The following is a 16,580-nucleotide window of genomic DNA, read 5'->3' on the forward strand; positions in this document are numbered from 1 at the left end:
GAGCTTTATGAGTTAGAATTTCCGGGCATATGTAGGGCAATATCTACTTGATCCCATAAATTAACACAAATACTCAAGAGTAGGCAAGTATTTTCCATCACTGGAATAGTCTTCTTCTGTTTATGAAGGAGATCGCAAGTGATAATAGAAACTTCATTTTTTATTTCTTCGATATTAGTAAACTTACCACTCTGAATGTCTTCTATAACAAATTTCAAATTTTGAATAATCTGATTTTTTATTTGTTTATCAACACTATCGTTTTCTAAGTTTGTTAATTCATAAATGGCAGATCGAATGGCATTAATAACTTTTTCAACTTGGTTCTTTGAAGCAAATATTGTTTGATTTTCTAGGGATTTTGCATACTTCTTGAGGGATAGTAAATTATACTTCAAACGTTCATAATCTGAGATTTATCAAAGCGTTGAAATCGTAAGGTGAGCAGAGAATCAAGCTCCTCCTTATATTTTACGTTAGCATCCTCAAGACATCCTGAAATTGCTGCAGAAAACTGCGTAAAATCTTCATAATATTTTGCGTATAAACACTTCTTCTTCACAAACTTCCACAGTCTTTCAATTAAATTCAAGTTAGGAGAATAAGGAGGTAAGTACAGTAACTCTATTCCTAATGATTCTGCCAACTCCTGCACAATTCGGCATTTTTGATAACGAGCATTGTCTAATACCAACGTAATCGGTATTAATAGTCCTAATTCTGCTATCTTTTCTAGGAGTTCACAAACCTGAGTTCCCGTAATATAAGAACTGTTCGTTACCATAATTACTTCATGGGTAATTGCATTTAATGCTCCTAACACATTAAAACGTTTTCTCCCTGATGGTGACTTAATAAAAATCCTCTTGAAGCACCATATAAAATTTACAAATGCTCCCATTACAAAATGAGAGGCATCTACAAAGAAAACTGCCCTTTTTCCTGCTTTTGCCTCTTCTAGCCTTGGTTCTAGCTCTTTTTCTCTATAGCTATCCTGAGCTTCTACATCTGCTTTTGATGGAATTGTTCCCACCTTTAGACACCTCATTCCTATTGACTTTAAAAATTTTCTGACTTGCGTCGGACTTCTTTTTATTCCTGTTAATTCTTCTATTCTTTTTACTGCTTCATTTATTGTTGCTGGTGGATTTGACTCAAAATATGCCTCAATTGTCCCTTGATGCTCTGTTAACTCACTTTTCGGGCGATTAAATTTTATTTCTTTTAGTTTTTCTATCCCGCCCTCTTGATAATCACGGATATAGCTTGTCACCGTATTTACTGAAACTCCTGCGAATTGAGCAATTTTTTGATGAGACAATCCCTGACTTTTTAGCCATAAAACTTCCATCTTTAGCTGCACTCTAGGATGCGGGTGATTAAACCGACCGTAAGACAACAGTCTTTTGTCTTCTTCTGTAAATTCTAACTTAATCATTTCTCAGCCTCTTGACTAATTTTTCTATTTTTATTATATTATCTCTTATTTTTAGAATTCGCAACCTGTGACCGTGTTTAGTATACTCCAGTTTCGGTCACTTAAAGAACCACTCTGACCCCATAGTAATACGCCTCCTTCATTTTTTCTGGGCTGTAATCTTTTAGAAGAGTAGCAATTACATCTCTACTAGTGAAACTAATCAGCGATCGCTCTTATCTTGATTATAATAAAAATAATCTGTCCTTGTAAACAAGAGGTATAAGCTAATGATTATGCAAGTCCAGCCAAAAATCATTTATACACCCGATGAATATTTGGCGATCGAGATTGCCTCAGAGACAAGACATGAATATATTAACGGAGAAATGATTTCTATGACGGGGGGCACACCTGAACATAATGAGATTGCTAGTATTCTTAATGCCATCCTCAGAATTAACCTTAGAGGAAAACCCTATAGTATTTTCATCGCGGATCAAAGACTGTGGATTTCAGAAAGAAAACTTTATACTTATCCTGACGTAATGATCATTCAATGCCCAATTCAATTGCAAACAGGTCGAAAAGATACGGTTACAAATCCCATTTTAATTGCAGAAGTACTTTCTCAATCGACTAGAAGCTATGATAAAGATGAAAAATTTTCAGCATACCGAACCATTCCTAGTTTCAAAGAATATTTATTTATTGATCAATATAGTCAACATATCGAACATTATTCAAAATCTAATTTTAAGCAATGGATTTTTAGTGAATATAATAACCCAGAAGATTGTATACAATTAGTATCAATTGGCTGTGAAATTTCTCTTTTAGAAATCTATGATAGCATTGAGTTTAAAAACAATTAATTTAGCCTTTTTAACGGCTACTTCAGCTTAAAATTAATCACTTTTCTAGTGCTTAAATGAATCGGCTAATTGGTGATCGCCTCTCTTCGATTTAGCTTGCTAGGGAAGTCATTTTAATTGTTGTATAATAACTACGTGACTCTTGAATCTACGTGTTTTTATTTGTTTGGATGAGGATGAATTTTATATGCAGCTAGAACCATTACAAATTCACGATGAGCAGAAACAGTTTGTACAGAATGCGATCGCTACTCGTTTGAAAAAAATGTCCGAATTTGCTAAAACTTGTGAGCTTGAAGCCAATCGCTCCAGTGGATTTAAACGTAAAGGACGATTGATAAATGGCATCTTGGGAGGTCTAACAGCACTGATCGGAGTTACTATCGCTGCTCTTCCCAGTAATGAGATTTGGCCTATTCCTATACTTAATCGTATTTCCGGTATTACGCAAGTTAATACAAGTGATATTAGTAGATCCCTAGGGCTTTTTGGTGCAATAACAGGTTCTGTAATTGGTACGATTGGTCAATTTCTTGATCCGACAAAATCCCGACAACGGGCTATTGATTTGCAGTTATTAAAGGTTAAACTTAGCAACTTGACAGAAGAAAATCAGATAATTTTTTTAGGCTTAAAAAATACTAATCCAGATACAATTGAGTTTATCAATTTGAACAAAAGCCTAATGGAGGAGTTCACTAATATTCAGAAAGAGGCATTTGAGCAGGGCGTAAATATTTAACATATTCCTTGTTAAGGCACTGGTTAAGTGTAGTTGTTGGGCTAAAACGCTTGCCGTGCAAGGGATTAGCAGAGAATACAAAGTTGAAGTAATTCCTACCAAGTTAAACCTTTTTGGAGAATACCAATGGTGACAGCAGAAACTTTTCTCGTTGTAAAATGATAACGGATAAAGTTATGAAACATCCAGAAGATATCGAGAACTCGTTGCAATCCTGAGACCGATTGAGCATAGATATTCTTACGACGGCGAAAGGCAGCTAAATAGGGCTTGCTGAAAAAGTCTACAAAACGAACCTAGATGCCACAGGGCGTGAAAAATGGTGACTTCAGAGATCAGTTTCCAATTTTACCCCGCAACTTTCCAGCAAAGTGCATGGATTTTGAGCTTCCAAATGCCATAACCTTGCACCTGATCGTTTCCAAAATGCCTGAAAGTCTTGTCTAGCAAGGATTTCATTCGTATTCAGCAAGCCCTAAATAGCGTCTGATAGCACTGTTAAATGCCTCTACCTGATTGGTATGTACCTCCTTCTCCTCTGGTTTTTCTCTTGTCTCAGGATGTTCAGGTTTGGGAGTTTCTACCTTATCCAATTTACCTCCCGTATCTCGACGTTTACTACTTTTGTTTGTGAGTCTCACACTTAATCCTTTTGGTAATACTTTACGCGGACGAGGTAGTTGCTGGCCTTGCTTCTCTGTCTTCAAAGTTTTATGGCAAATATCAAACAACAATTTACTGTATCGCCTTTCCACTTCGATGCTTTCAACGTCCTTCAGTTTCTCTGCTTCCGTATATTGGCGCAGGATACAGGCTGACTCGGTTAGATACTGGTTTAACAGTCCTTTTTCTTCTGGAGATATCGGTGACATACTTTTCTCGCTCATCAGTTTTTTTCCATTCTACCCCAGACTTTATGTACTATCGCGCCTGAGTGTACCTAATTGAAATTCCCCAAATCCTTGATATACTTGATGTATCTGACCAACGTTAATTGTAATTATTTGCAAAAAGAATTGAGGCTTAAAACAAACTGATGACAATCTATAACCCCTCCCTCCGTCAAGAACCTCGTTATGAACCGGCGGCGGTGTTACCCGTTACCCGTGATACCTCTCTACTAGATTGGTTACAGGAGACCCATCGTTTGATCCCGCGTGAAAAGGAAGATCCGCAGTTAGAACCTTTAAACGATGATGTTGAAATTTCAGAATTAATGGATGTGGATGATCACCTCTATGATGATGTCGAAGATGATCTCGATTTGAGCGATGAAGACTAAGGATGTTAGTCAAAGACTGGTTTGAGGATGTTTCCAGCCAAGAGAATATCCTTTTTGTCCCCTAAATCTCCCAAGACAGGGGGACTTACTGGTATATTTTTTGTGGGAAATTGCCTAAAAGAAAAATCATTATGAATGCCAAGTCTCCATCCTTAGATGTCTTGAAAAAGCCGACAGGTATCCAATTGTTGGTTTTGTTAACCGTGCTACTCCTCGGCTTAAGTGTGGGTCTAGGCCCCATAGATAGTAATTTTCAGGCTTTTCCAGATCTAACTTTATTGTTGCCCCTGGGCGTAACGGCTCTGTTGAGTGGATTACTGGGCTATGGGGTTGTACCGTTACTACGACAACTCAAGGCGGGGCAAGTTATCCAGGAAGATGGCCCCCAATCCCATTTAAAGAAAGCCGGTACACCGACTATGGGAGGGATTTTTTTTGTCCCTATTGCGATCGCCGTTGCCTTTCTCTGGACAAAGTTTAATCTGGACGTGGTAGCAGTCGGTTTAGTGACCTTGGCCTATATGGGGATCGGTTGGGTGGATGATTGGCAAATTCTTCGACAACAATCCAATAAGGGTCTTACCCCTCGCCAAAAATTAATCCTACAAATTGTGATCGCGGTTGCCTTTTGTGTTTGGATCTTTTTTAGCCAATCGGCTGAGATTACCCAGGTGCAGTTACCTGGACTAATCATTCCCCTCGGTTTTTTCTTTTGGTTCTTGGCGAGTTTTACCCTGGTAGCCGAAAGCAATGCCACCAATTTAACGGATGGGGTGGATGGTTTGGCTGCTGGAACCGCCGCGATCGCTTTTATGGGATTGGGGGTTTTGGTCTCTGGTGACTCACCCGCCTTAGGTATTTTTTGTGCCTGTGTGAGTGGAGGCTGTTTAGGCTTTGTCCAGCACAATCGCAATCCCGCTAAAGTGTTTATGGGCGATACAGGTTCCCTGGCTTTAGGGGGAGGATTAGCGGCTGTTGGCTTAATTAGCGGTAATCTTTGGGGTCTATTGCTATTAAGCGGTATCTTCTTGGCTGAATCCCTATCGGTTATTGCCCAGGTTGGTTACTATAAAGCCACTAAAGGCCCTGATGGTAAAGGCAAACGTCTGTTTAAAATGGCTCCCCTTCATCATCATTTAGAACTCAGTGGTTGGGCAGAAACTCAGATTGTCGGTATGTTTTACCTGATCAATGCCCTATTAGCGATTTCTGCGGTTTTACTCTCTTAGGTCTTAAGTTCAAAGTTCACACATCATTTTTGACCTAAATTGTCCCTAAAACAGCAATTATCCCCTCAAGGTAGGGGATTTTTTACAGCGATCACCGCTTTCTACTCATTTTGAGGTTGCCTAGAGGGTAAGCTCCAAACGGTTAAGCTTGTTTAAATTGACGGGTATAAACCTCGTCTTCTTTTCCAGTTTCAATTTTTAGATCGGAGCGAGGATAGGCAACACATAACAGGACATAACCTTCTGCCTGAAGTTCAGGAGAAATTCCCATGCCATCAGCTTGATCAACGATTCCCTCTAAAATCAAGGCCGCGCAAGTTGTACAAACTCCGGCTCCACAGGAGGTCGGTAAATCTAAGCCCGCATCCTGGGCCACGGCTAAAATAGTTTTATCTTCAGGAACCTGAATGGTATAAATATTTTGATCGTGATAGATCTCAACGTTATAGGTCTGGGACATAATGGAGTTAATAGCTATATAGTTTAAGTTTGGACCCAGATTATCTTAGCAAGTTTTTGTTTCGCTTGGCGCAATTCGCTGACTCAATCAGCAACTTCATGGCCCGCATCGGCGATCGCATTTCTAATATCAGTTTCGGCAGCCGTGGTGTCCACCGTGACTAACTTAGTCGCCACATCTACCTTGACCAGAGCATTGGGGTCTTGATTATGGATGGCTTTGGTAACACCTTCGGCACAACCTTCACAGGCAATACTCGATACCGTCAAAGAAATCGTCATAAAAGTCTATTTTCGGGATAATTATCGAGGTTAAGGAGAATTTTTACCACCTTAGGACAGAAGAGTCTAACCCTTGTTCCAGCTTAATTTTAGCATCCTTTTCAAACCAGACAATAATCTGATCCGGCGTAAGGTCTTCTACGGGCGTTTGGGTCTCTTCGGCAATCAGTTTTAACAGACGCAGGGAAGAAATGGTTAAACGAGTGAGAAACTTTTCTGGTTGAGTTAATAATGCCCTATCCACCGCCCCTGATTCAGTTTCGGTCAAAAATTGGGAAGATCGATCATTAATCATAATCAATAGTGATGACTAGCGTTACAAAAGATATTATCACAATGTAATTGGAGTCATTGACTTAACATCTCTTTTGGGGAACCGAATGAAAGTTTCTCAACACAGCAAAGTTACTTTTTAGAAGGCGAATTTTGAGGTGAGACAGGATACCATTTTTGATACCATTGCTCCATTTCATTAATTTCCTTGGTCTGGGCCTCAATAATCGCCTGAGCCAATTTTTTCATTTCGGGATGTTGACTATTGAGCAGTAAATGTTGAGACATCATGACAGCCATTTGGTGATGAGGAATCATTTCTTCAATAAAGACTTGATCAAAATTCTTGGCCTTACTTAATGCGGTTAGATCTGTCTTCATATTAGACATCATACCTGAATGACCCCCGTGCATCATACCGCCCATGCCTCCCATATTATTACTATTTGGCTTGGGAACGCTGGTTCCATACCACTGTTTATACCACTCCTGCATTTGCTTAATTTCTTGACTTTGACTGACTTTAATATTTTGAGCAAGTTGCTTGATTTCGGGATGTTGAGCACGAGTTAGTGCTAAATCGGCCATGGAGATCGCGCTTTCGTGGTGAGGAATCATCATAATAATGAAGTGTTGATCGTCCATCATGCCCATTCCCCCTCTGTGGTTAGAACCCGCTGACGGTTGGGGTTTAGGAGCCATTTGAGCCAGAAGAGGCGTAATCGAAGTCAATAGTAGGGGAGATAGGGTCAGGAGACTGAGACACAAAACACTGACTCTCGAAACAGATGGCCATGAGTTTTTCATGAATTTTTCTAAAAATTTTAACTGAGAAAATCAACAAGTTTGACGACCTGTCGAATGTGTCGATCATAACATAATTTTTCAAAAATAACCTGAAGCTAGATACCTAATCATTTTCTTTAAATTGACAATCGTTAGTAAATTTTTTCTGTTGAATAAAAATGGTTCTTCTTTATCAATTCTAGAACTTTATTTTTGAAATAAAATAACATCTTCTTGTTCATAGATTTTTTGAAAACGGCGATCGCCTTCTACTTTGGTTAAAAAAGAGGAAACTAACGCTGGTGAACTTTCCCAGCCTGGATGACGACGATTTAACAAAATATAATCAAATTGTCCTAGATCCAAATTTTCAGAGCCATTCACAGCCAGTTTAACGAGAGGACGGTGAGTAAGATGAGGGGCAATTTCCGCGCTAGTTAACACCCCACCCTCGGTTGTAATAGCAGCAATCGCCTGATTGGTTGCCTGCCAGGTATCCCAGGAAGAGAGATAACGATTGGTAAAATAGCCCACTTTAGCCAAAGCAAAAAAGCAAACTAAGGCCCAAAGGAGAATCCAACGGGGACGCTGAAGCCAACTTTTTTGGGCTGCTACAGTATTAATGACCACTAATAATAAAAAAGGTAAAATCGGTAGAGAATATTGATGTAATAAATCTTTTTGACCTTCGTCATTGGCCAGTAAATTCATCAATAATGCCGGTAATGCTGCGATCAAAGGTAATAGATAACGCGGTTTAAGACCCCAAATCAGAGGAATGAGTAATAATAGTAAATAACCTAAGTTCGTGCCATTGAATAATCCCCCTCCTAATAGTCCAGGTTTTAACCAGAAATTCTGAAAGATTTCTAGATAGGAATTGCCTAGATAACTATAGCGAGAGAGATGTCGATTAATGGATTCAGGATTATGGGTAAAAAAAGGAATGATCACTTTACTGGCAATTAAAAACCAACTACTACCTAGAATAAAAGCGATCGCGCCGTAGAGATAATTTTTTTCTAACCAGAGCCAAATTCCTAAACTAGCAACCGTTAACCCTAGAATACCTTTGCAACTACAAACGATTAACAACGCGATTATAAAACCGATTAAAGAGCGTTTTTTCGCAGCAAAAATTGCCCAGAGTAGGGCCGGTAGGGCTATGACATCAGGATGAAAGTCAAAAAGGTTAAGGTTAAAAATGAGCGGATAAAGTAAATAAACACCACTTAAGGTTAGAGCTAGTTGATCTTTAATATTTGCCTGTTTCGCTAATTGATAAATTGGAATCGCCCCCAAAGAAAGCGTGATCGCCTGAATCATCAATAACCAATACACTGACGCATAAATTTTATAAAATAAAGCCAGAGGATAGAAAATTAGAGCGGCATGGTCTCCGAGAATATGGGCATCTAAAAAGGAAGAAATTGGCGGTTTATCCTGACTAATTAAAAAAATAGCCTGATCAAAAATCCCTAAATCCCAGGCAGTGGATTGATACAGAAAATGTCTAAGGCTACTGGCGAAAAACAACACACAAGTACTTGTGAATGCCATGCCCCAAAGAGCGTAACGATTGCGAGACTTGTTCATTATTATTAAACGGATCAAGGTTATCAAAAAAATTGGGTCATGGAACTGGAGACAATCATAACTTAAGAAAGTCTTAACTTCCTAGCGAATAAATCACTTCTAAAATAAAACTGTCAACCTTCTCTGCCATTCTTGCTGGAATTAGCAATCATCACTTTTCATTCAAAACAGACTTAATATAGTCATTGACAGTACCCTTCTTTTTTACCTTTATTCTACTTTAATGATCCGATGAAAATTTTAGTCTTAAATGCCGGCTCTAGTAGTCAAAAAAGTTGTCTTTATAATCTTCTTGATCCTCGTGAAGGAAATACCTTAGACATAGATCTCCCCCAACCCGTTTGGGAGGCAATGATTGATTGGACAGCCCAGGAAGGCCAAGGACTTTTAAGGGTTGAAGCTAACGGGATTAAACAGACCATTCAACTTTCTAACGGTGATCGCCTAGCAGGGATTACCACTATGTTAAATACCCTACAAACAGGAGATACCCAAGTTGTAGAAACGCTCCAAGAAATTGATCGGGTCGGCCATCGAGTGGTATATGGCGGCAGTTATTATTCCGAAGCCACTCAAATTACCCCAGCCGTGAAAGCTGTCATTAAACAACTGATTCCTCGCGCTCCTACTCATAATCCCGCCCATTTAGAAGGCATAGAAGCGATCGAGAAAATTCTAGGGACAGTTCCTCAAATTGCAGTATTTGACACCGCTTTTCACACCACAATTCCTCCGGCGGCGGCCTTTTATCCCATTCCCCAAGCCTGGACAGCAATGGGTATTTATCGTTATGGTTTTCATGGCACAAGTCATAAATTTTGTGCTCAACAAACGGCAAAAATTCTACATCAATCCCTAGCGAATTTAAAGATCATTACCTGTCATATCGGTAATGGAGCGTCTTTAACTGCCATCAAGAATGGCTTAAGTATTGATACCACGATGGGATTTACCCCCCTAGAAGGTCTGATGATGGGGAGTCGCAGTGGTTCAATTGATCCGGCGATTTTGATTTATTTGATGCAGGAGAAAGGATTTACCGCCGAGCAACTCAATCATCTCTTAAATAAAGAATCGGGATTGAAAGGCGTTTCTGGTCTTTCTACGGATTTACGGGTTATCTTACAAGCTATCAAAAACGGTAATGAACAGGCAGAACGGGCTTTTGAAATGTATATTCATCGTTTTCGGGCCTGTGTTGGGCAAATGTTAGCCTCCCTGGGAGGTTTAGATGTTTTGGTCTTTACCGCCGGAGTCGGAGAAAATTCGGCTATTGTCCGAGAAAAAGTTTGTGCGGGATTTACTTTTTTAGGTTTAAAGCTAGACTTAGAAAAAAATGCTCAGTCTCCCCTAAATGAGGATATTGCGACTCCAGACTCTACCATTCGCATCCTAGTTATTCATACCGAGGAAGATTGGGCGATCGCGCAAGAATGTTGGCAATTTAATCTCGCAGAATAGACCCTTTATCAAACTTTCAGTATATGTCAAGCCCTTCTCAAGACCCATCTTCTGCCCAGCATAAAGAGCAAGATCTTTTTGATTATTATTACCATGCTCCAGGGAGTATGCCTGGAACGCTCAAAATCCAATCCGATGCCACTCCCACTGGTATTACTCTGATTGATTATACGGCAGAGACCTTGACTTCTTCCTGTTTCCTTGATCCAGAGGAATGCCGTCCTTATTTAGATGAAAAATCTGTTTCTTGGATTGATGTTCAGGGTTTAGGCAGTGAAAGTACCCTCAGAAAATTAGGAGAAATTTTTTCCTTACCTCCCTTAATTTTAGAAGATGTTGTCAATGTCCCTCAAAGACCTAAGCTCGAATATCATCCCGACTTTTTATTAATTACTACGCAAATGATCATGCCCAAAAAAGGTCATGGTTTTTGGATTGAACAAGTTAGTTTTATTTTGGGCAAAAATTATCTAGTCACTATTCAGGAAGAACCTTGGCGCGACCCTTTTGAGCCAGTTCGACAACGACTTCATCAAAATATTGGTTTTATTCGTCACTTAGGAAGTGATTATCTCTGTTATTCTCTCACCGATGCCATTATTGATAACTTCTTTCCGGTGCTAGAAATCTACGGCGATCGCCTAGAAGACCTAGAAGAAGAAGCCATTAGTCATCCTAACTATCGTACCCTGGCTAAAATTTATCAAATGCGGCGAGAATTGTTAGCTTTTCGTCGAGTCATTTGGCCCCAACGGGAAATTTTTAATACTTTAATTCGGGACGGGGATAACTATATCAGCCCTAATGTGCGTAATTATTTTCGGGATTGCTACGATCATACGATCCAAATTATTGATGTGATTGAAACCTATCGAGAATTAGCCTCTGGTTTAACAGATGTTTATCTGTCCGCAATGGGTCATAAAATGAATGAGATTATGAAGTTTTTAACCATTATTTCTACCATTTTTATTCCTCTTACTTTCATTGCAGGGATCTACGGCATGAACTTTAATACCGAGAAATCTCCCTATAATATGCCGGAATTAAATTGGCGTTGGGGTTATGTTGCTTGCCTATCCGTCATGGTGATCATTACTATCTTTCAACTGTACTTTTTCTGGCAAAAAGGCTGGTTCAAAAAAAGCTTGTTAGAAAAAAACAAATAAAGTAGGAGAAAGAACTTTAAGGGCAAAACAGATCATCTTCGTCATCTAGCTGAACATCCCATTTCGCTGACAAAACCTGAGTTACCATCGCTTCTAGGTTGGTCATCTCCAAGGAACTTCCCTGACTGAGTATCTGGTTAGGGCTAGAAATCGGTAATAAACGGAGTTGGCGATTTTCTTGCACGAGATCAATAATGGCTTGAGTTTCTTCTCTGCTAATTCTCAAGTAGTCAAAACTGGAAATATTAATATAAAGTGATTGATTGGTAACAATCGTTGCCTGGCAGTTATCCGCAAAAACTTCTAGTAGCCAACCTTCCCCTTCACTTTGTAAATCCCCATCTAGGGTATAAATATAGTGAACTTGTTCAAGATCATCTAGTAAACGAAGCATATCCTCTTTATTGACAATGATACCTGTATCAACAATACAAGGAGCGGGTAAAGTGGGGAGAGATTGGTCGTAGTTCATGGAAACTTCCAAATTATGGTTTCGACATGGGACAGATTGGCTAAAATACTTACGATGGTAAAACAATCTCTTGGCACCTTGGCAACCCAGGGATCGCTCTCCGTTTTTATCTTAACGCAATAAGTCCTAACGGTTTTTAAAAATTTAACAAAGTGTTCAATTGTTAGGGCGTGTCATCAATTCAGCAATTCCAAATCCAGAATGTAGTTCAAGATACAAAAGTCTTGAAGTGCTTACGGTCAAGGGGTTTTGTATCAATATGTGGAATCAGCGTAATGCTCTATTTAGTTATTGATCAAGTTTGTTCTACCTGTAAATAATTAGGGCTTGCTGAATAAGGATAAAATCCTTGCTAGACAATACTTTCAGGCATTTTACAAACGATCAGATGCAAGGTTATGGCATTTGGAGGCTCAAAATCCATGCACTTTGCTGGAAAAATGTGGGGTAAAACTGGAAACTGATCTCTGAAGTCACCATTTTTCGCGCCCTGTGGCATCTAGGTTCGTTTTGTTGACTTTTTCAGCAAGCCCTAATTAGTTGAGGATTAACAAGATTGAACAGGAAACCAAAGGGAAGTCCAGCAATGATTAAGTTCAGCTATCTTGAGCAAGCTTAAAGCCTTACTACCGTTAATGCTCCAACTTATACCCTTTTTTTCTGACGATGACCAACCACCAAATCTACCCCTTTTTCCATACGACCACTACCAATACTTTTACCGACTTTTCGCCAACCTTCGTAGTTGATGATTTCTGAGTGATGTTTCTCTAAATAACCAATGAGTTCTAACAAGACCTTGTTATTGCGTGCAACAACCTGATGTTTCAAGTAGTTGAGGGCAATGTCAGTCTGACCATGCCATAGTTGTGAGAGTAAAAACTTGATATGATTGGATTTTTCTTCTTTGTTGAAAGCAATCATAGACATCAGATTGCGCACTTTTTTGCATAGGTGATACCAGTCTAAAATGACAACAGGTAAAACACCAAAGATAGCCAAGAGGCGATGGCGAATGACTTTTGCCCCATCGGTGATAGCAACAATATTCAACGGTTTTGATTCCTTTTGATAGAGGTCGAGAATTCTCGCTCTAACGACTGTGGCAAGACTTATCGGTTCTTCTACATCAGTATCAAGAGAAGCAACGAGATATTCAAATTCCCCTGTGGGGGTTTGCAACATTGCCACATCGGTAAGGACGGCGGGAGTCTTATCCTTGGTGGTATCTGGACTTGGAGTATGGGCAGTAGATTGATTACGCGAATTACGCTCAGGCTTTTGTCCTTTGACTTGAATACCATCGTCAAATAGGAGAATTTCTGACTCCTCTACGTTATAAATCTCTACGTTTTGCTTTATCTGAATCTGCTCAGATGTGGTCGATTCTAACGATTCTTGTACAGTTTGTCGGATTTGCTGACTATAGGTTTCGGCTTTCCCTTTCACTATTTTCCAAATGGTCTGGTCACTCAATAAGTTTTCTCCTGTTACTCGTTCTACTAAACCAGCTACATTCTCATAACTGAGCCGATTCGCGTAATAACCGCATAATTTCTCTAGTCTCTGACTCACAAACCTTTCCTGCAATTGCTCCGATAACTGAAAATAGTTGCTTTCTTTTTTATTCTTTTGATACTTTTGATACTTTTGTAAATAAAACTCAAACTGACCGTGTAATGTTTTTATGCAGATTTTTCTCGTACCATTACACCACAAGTTTAGTTCTTCTTTTACTTTTTCCGTGAACTCGTTTTGTGCCTGTGTCAGCAAGGTTGCCTCTATTTCAGGCAATACTTTCTGTTTCATCTGTTCTACACCTCCTTCTATGTCATGTAAGCTTTGGGCTCCTATTTCCAAGGTCAATGGGGTGCGACCTTTAGTTGATGAAGGAAAAGAAAAGTGTTAACATGAGATGAAAAGTGACAAAGAGGAAACAATGATGACAGCAAAACTAATTAATGTAGAGGGTTCAAAGATAAAAATAGAACTAACATTAGAACTAAGTCGTTCAATGTTGGATACAGAAATAAATATTCAAAAAGGCTTAAACGAAGTAGGTTGCATCGCCAGCAAAGAAGCCTTGAAATATTTAGATACAGATGGTTCACCCTTAAAAATCGGTGAAGAAATCTGGAAGAGTAAGGGAGAGCAACCGAAAGAATATCAAACACCTTATGGTGAGGTTATAGTGAATCGTCATGTATATCAGCGTTCACCTTTGAGGAAAAACGTATTGCCCCTTAGAAAGAGAAGCAAGGATAATCATAACATCAACGCCATTATTGGCAAAACAGGTATCCTCAAAAATGTCAGGGATGGCAGGCAAAGAGGTGAAAAATGATTTATTAGAAAATCATGGTAGAAAAGTAGCGCTATCCTATATCCAAAGATTGAGTGAAGCAGTAGGAAGTGTGGTACAGGCAAAAGAAGAAGCGTGGAGTTATGCCCCGCCCAAGGAGGATAGCCAAATTGCAACAGTGGGAATAGGATTAGATGGAACCTGTATGCTGATGTGTGAGGATGGCTACCGTGAAGCAATGGTGGGAACCGTTTCCCTATACGATAGTGAGGGAGAACGGGGTACATCCCGGATAAAGTAGTACATAAAATCTGGGGTAAAATGGAAAAAAACTGATGAGCGAAAAAAGTATGTTACCGATTCCCCCAGAAGAAAAAGCACTGTTAAAACAGCATCTCACCGAATCAGCCCGTATCCTGCGCAAATATACGGAACCAGAGAAACAGAAGGACTTTGGAAGCATCGAAGTAGAAGTCAGAACCCAGATGTTAGAAATTGTGGGGCCAACAATGGGGGAGTTTTTTTTTCAGAAGGGGGAAAAAAACGGTCTGGAAACAAGCGAAAAATCAAAACCCTAGTCGGAGAAGTGGAAATAAGCCAAAAACAAGCCAGAAAACTAAAGGTGTCGCCAAAAATCGTCTTAAGTCCAGGTTTAGAGAAATGCTGTCTAAGAGCCAGTGCGAAAACATCCTACCAACAAGCAGAAGAAGATATAGAGGAGTTGATGGGGATAAAAGTAGGACATAGCAGTTTACATCGCTTGGTAGAACGGACAGAACTGCCCTTAGCTCAAGCTCAGTCAGAGAGTGCGGGGGTCAGTATAGATGGGGGAAAGATTTGTCTGCGGGGCGAGGAGAAGGGGGTGTGACCTTTAGTTGATGAAGGAAAAGAAAAGTGTTAACATGGGATGAAAAGTGACAAAGAGGAAACAATGATGACAGCAAAACTAATTAATGTAGAGGGTTCAAAGATAAAAATAGAACTAACATTAGAACTAAGTCGTTCAATGTTGGATACAGAAATAAATATTCAAAAAGGCTTAAACGAAGTAGGTTGCATCGCCAGCAAAGAAGCCTTGAAATATTTAGATACAGATGGTTCACCCTTAAAAATCGGTGAAGAAATCTGGAAGAGTAAGGGAGAGCAACCGAAAGAATATCAAACACCTTATGGTGAGGTTATAGTGAATCGTCATGTATATCAGCGTTCACCTTTGAGGAAAAACGTATTGCCCCTTAGAAAGAGAAGCAAGGATAATCATAACATCAACGCCATTATTGGCAAAACAGGTATCCTCAAAAATGTCAGGGATGGCAGGCAAAGAGGTGAAAAATGATTTATTAGAAAATCATGGTAGAAAAGTAGCGCTATCCTATATCCAAAGATTGAGTGAAGCAGTAGGAAGTGTGGTACAGGCAAAAGAAGAAGCGTGGAGTTATGCCCCGCCCAAGGAGGATAGCCAAATTGCAACAGTGGGAATAGGATTAGATGGAACCTGTATGCTGATGTGTGAGGATGGCTACCGTGAAGCAATGGTGGGAACCGTTTCCCTATACGATAGTGAAGGCGAACGTCAACATACAATCTATCTAGGTGCGGCACCAGAGTATGGAAAAAAGAGTTTTCTAGAAAGATTAGAAAGAGAAATTGAGCGAGCGAAAAACCGTTATCCAGAGGCAACATTGGTCGGGATAGCAGACGGGGCAGAATCAAATTGGAAGTTTTTAGAAAAGCAAACGGAAGAACAGATATTAGATTTCTATCATGCCTCTGGTTACTTAGGTGCCTTGGCAGAAGCGTTGCATCCGAATACCGTGTCAAAACAAAAAGAATGGTTGACTGAAAATTGTCGAGAACTCAAGCATGAAAAAGGAAAAGCAGGAGAACTGCTAAATCTGATGAAAGAAGTCAAAGAAGAAAAAAGTCATTCTAAGAATCTTACCGAGAAACTACAAGCGGCGATTACTTATTACGAGAATCATCAGCATCAAATGGATTATGCTGAATACTTAGAGAAAAAGTATCCGATTGGTTCAGGTGTTACGGAAGCAGCTTGTAAGACGTTGGTCAAACAACGATTATGTTGTTCAGGGATGCGATGGAAGGAAAAAGGAGCAGGAATTATTTTGAGCCTACGAGCTTTGGTATTGACCAAGGAACGATGGAGTCAATTTTGGGCAAAACTTGATCAATATGGGTTCCCTGTAGAACCCTGATTACAACAGCTTTTATCAA

The 16,580-nt window shown here is 39.6% G+C and carries 20 protein-coding genes and 1 pseudogene; 11 read left to right on the forward strand and 10 right to left on the reverse strand.

Translation table 11 applies throughout. From position 1 onward, the window contains the following. Positions 1–5 precede the first annotated feature (5 nt). A complete protein-coding gene (locus KA717_35295; protein ID UXE60708.1) occupies positions 6–398 on the reverse strand; it encodes a hypothetical protein in 393 nt (130 codons plus the stop codon). Further along, a complete protein-coding gene (locus KA717_35300) occupies positions 395–1,438 on the reverse strand; it encodes an IS630 family transposase (GenBank protein UXE60709.1) in 1,044 nt (347 codons plus the stop codon). The genes KA717_35295 and KA717_35300 overlap by 4 nt, the downstream gene beginning before the upstream one ends. A 269-nt stretch (positions 1,439–1,707) precedes the next feature. Here KA717_35300 and KA717_35305 point away from each other — a divergent pair, with 269 nt between their 5' ends. Both KA717_35305 and KA717_35310 read left to right on the forward strand, forming a co-directional pair. Next, positions 1,708–2,292, forward strand: coding sequence for a Uma2 family endonuclease (locus tag KA717_35305; protein ID UXE60710.1), 585 nt, complete (start codon positions 1,708–1,710; stop codon positions 2,290–2,292). Between the two features lie 187 nt (positions 2,293–2,479). Continuing rightward, positions 2,480–3,034, forward strand: a complete 555-nt coding sequence (locus tag KA717_35310; GenBank protein ID UXE60711.1) for a hypothetical protein — start codon at positions 2,480–2,482, stop codon at positions 3,032–3,034. A gap of 455 nt (positions 3,035–3,489) precedes the next feature. On the opposite strand, the gene KA717_35315 is transcribed toward KA717_35310, so the two are convergent. Then, entirely contained in the window at positions 3,490–3,906 is a 417-nt protein-coding gene (locus KA717_35315) for a hypothetical protein (GenBank protein UXE60712.1), read from the reverse strand. A gap of 164 nt (positions 3,907–4,070) precedes the next feature. Here KA717_35315 and KA717_35320 point away from each other — a divergent pair, with 164 nt between their 5' ends. Both KA717_35320 and mraY read left to right on the forward strand, forming a co-directional pair. After that, positions 4,071–4,316, forward strand: coding sequence for a DUF3134 domain-containing protein (locus tag KA717_35320; protein ID UXE60713.1), 246 nt, complete (start codon positions 4,071–4,073; stop codon positions 4,314–4,316). Positions 4,317–4,444: 128 nt separating this feature from the next. Beyond that, positions 4,445–5,545, forward strand: a complete 1,101-nt coding sequence (gene mraY / locus KA717_35325; protein ID UXE64872.1) for a phospho-N-acetylmuramoyl-pentapeptide-transferase — start codon at positions 4,445–4,447, stop codon at positions 5,543–5,545. Positions 5,546–5,687: 142 nt separating this feature from the next. Here mraY and KA717_35330 read toward each other — a convergent pair whose 3' ends face one another. The 5 genes from KA717_35330 to KA717_35350 all read right to left on the reverse strand — a co-directional run bounded on the left by KA717_35330 (position 5,688) and on the right by KA717_35350 (position 8,941). Next, positions 5,688–6,005 (reverse strand): 2Fe-2S iron-sulfur cluster-binding protein, encoded by a 318-nt coding sequence (locus tag KA717_35330; GenBank protein UXE60714.1) that lies wholly within the window; start codon positions 6,003–6,005, stop codon positions 5,688–5,690. Positions 6,006–6,088: 83 nt separating this feature from the next. Continuing rightward, the gene (locus KA717_35335) at positions 6,089–6,274 is read right to left on the reverse strand and encodes a heavy-metal-associated domain-containing protein (GenBank protein UXE60715.1); all 186 of its coding nucleotides are present in this window, start codon (positions 6,272–6,274) and stop codon (positions 6,089–6,091) included. Between the two features lie 55 nt (positions 6,275–6,329). Further along, positions 6,330–6,581 (reverse strand): hypothetical protein, encoded by a 252-nt coding sequence (locus KA717_35340; protein ID UXE60716.1) that lies wholly within the window; start codon positions 6,579–6,581, stop codon positions 6,330–6,332. Between the two features lie 110 nt (positions 6,582–6,691). Next, the gene (locus KA717_35345) at positions 6,692–7,327 is read right to left on the reverse strand and encodes a DUF305 domain-containing protein (protein UXE60717.1); all 636 of its coding nucleotides are present in this window, start codon (positions 7,325–7,327) and stop codon (positions 6,692–6,694) included. 225 nt (positions 7,328–7,552) lie between these two features. Beyond that, complete coding sequence (locus tag KA717_35350) at positions 7,553–8,941, reverse strand: DUF2079 domain-containing protein (protein UXE60718.1); 1,389 nt, start codon at positions 8,939–8,941, stop codon at positions 7,553–7,555. A 231-nt stretch (positions 8,942–9,172) separates the two neighbouring features. Between KA717_35350 and KA717_35355 the strand changes: the two genes are divergently transcribed. Beyond that, on the forward strand, positions 9,173–10,402 hold the full coding sequence (locus tag KA717_35355) for an acetate kinase (protein UXE60719.1): 1,230 nt from the start codon (positions 9,173–9,175) through the stop codon (positions 10,400–10,402). Between the two features lie 23 nt (positions 10,403–10,425). Beyond that, positions 10,426–11,571, forward strand: a complete 1,146-nt coding sequence (gene corA / locus KA717_35360) for a magnesium/cobalt transporter CorA (protein ID UXE60720.1) — start codon at positions 10,426–10,428, stop codon at positions 11,569–11,571. A gap of 16 nt (positions 11,572–11,587) precedes the next feature. Here corA and KA717_35365 read toward each other — a convergent pair whose 3' ends face one another. Then, a complete protein-coding gene (locus KA717_35365; protein ID UXE60721.1) occupies positions 11,588–12,043 on the reverse strand; it encodes a hypothetical protein in 456 nt (151 codons plus the stop codon). Between the two features lie 645 nt (positions 12,044–12,688). After that, on the reverse strand, positions 12,689–13,852 hold the full coding sequence (locus tag KA717_35370) for a hypothetical protein (protein UXE60722.1): 1,164 nt from the start codon (positions 13,850–13,852) through the stop codon (positions 12,689–12,691). Between the two features lie 106 nt (positions 13,853–13,958). Between KA717_35370 and KA717_35375 the strand changes: the two genes are divergently transcribed. From KA717_35375 to KA717_35395, 5 genes and pseudogenes are all read left to right on the forward strand, one after another. Beyond that, entirely contained in the window at positions 13,959–14,387 is a 429-nt protein-coding gene (locus KA717_35375; GenBank protein ID UXE60723.1) for a hypothetical protein, read from the forward strand. After that, a complete protein-coding gene (locus tag KA717_35380) occupies positions 14,353–14,646 on the forward strand; it encodes a hypothetical protein (GenBank protein ID UXE60724.1) in 294 nt (97 codons plus the stop codon). The genes KA717_35375 and KA717_35380 overlap by 35 nt, the downstream gene beginning before the upstream one ends. Positions 14,647–14,680: 34 nt before the next feature. After that, on the forward strand, positions 14,681–14,923 hold the full coding sequence (locus tag KA717_35385; GenBank protein UXE60725.1) for a hypothetical protein: 243 nt from the start codon (positions 14,681–14,683) through the stop codon (positions 14,921–14,923). Between the two features lie 8 nt (positions 14,924–14,931). After that, positions 14,932–15,213 carry a hypothetical protein gene (locus KA717_35390; GenBank protein ID UXE60726.1) on the forward strand — a complete coding sequence of 94 codons (282 nt, stop codon included), beginning with the start codon at positions 14,932–14,934 and terminating at the stop codon, positions 15,211–15,213. Positions 15,214–15,279: 66 nt separating this feature from the next. Beyond that, positions 15,280–16,561, forward strand: a pseudogene (locus tag KA717_35395) (ISKra4 family transposase). Positions 16,562–16,580: the final 19 nt, after the last annotated feature.

The sequence above is a fragment of the Woronichinia naegeliana WA131 genome (genome assembly GCA_025370055.1).
Taxonomy (GTDB): Bacteria; Cyanobacteriota; Cyanobacteriia; order Cyanobacteriales; family Microcystaceae; genus Woronichinia; species Woronichinia naegeliana.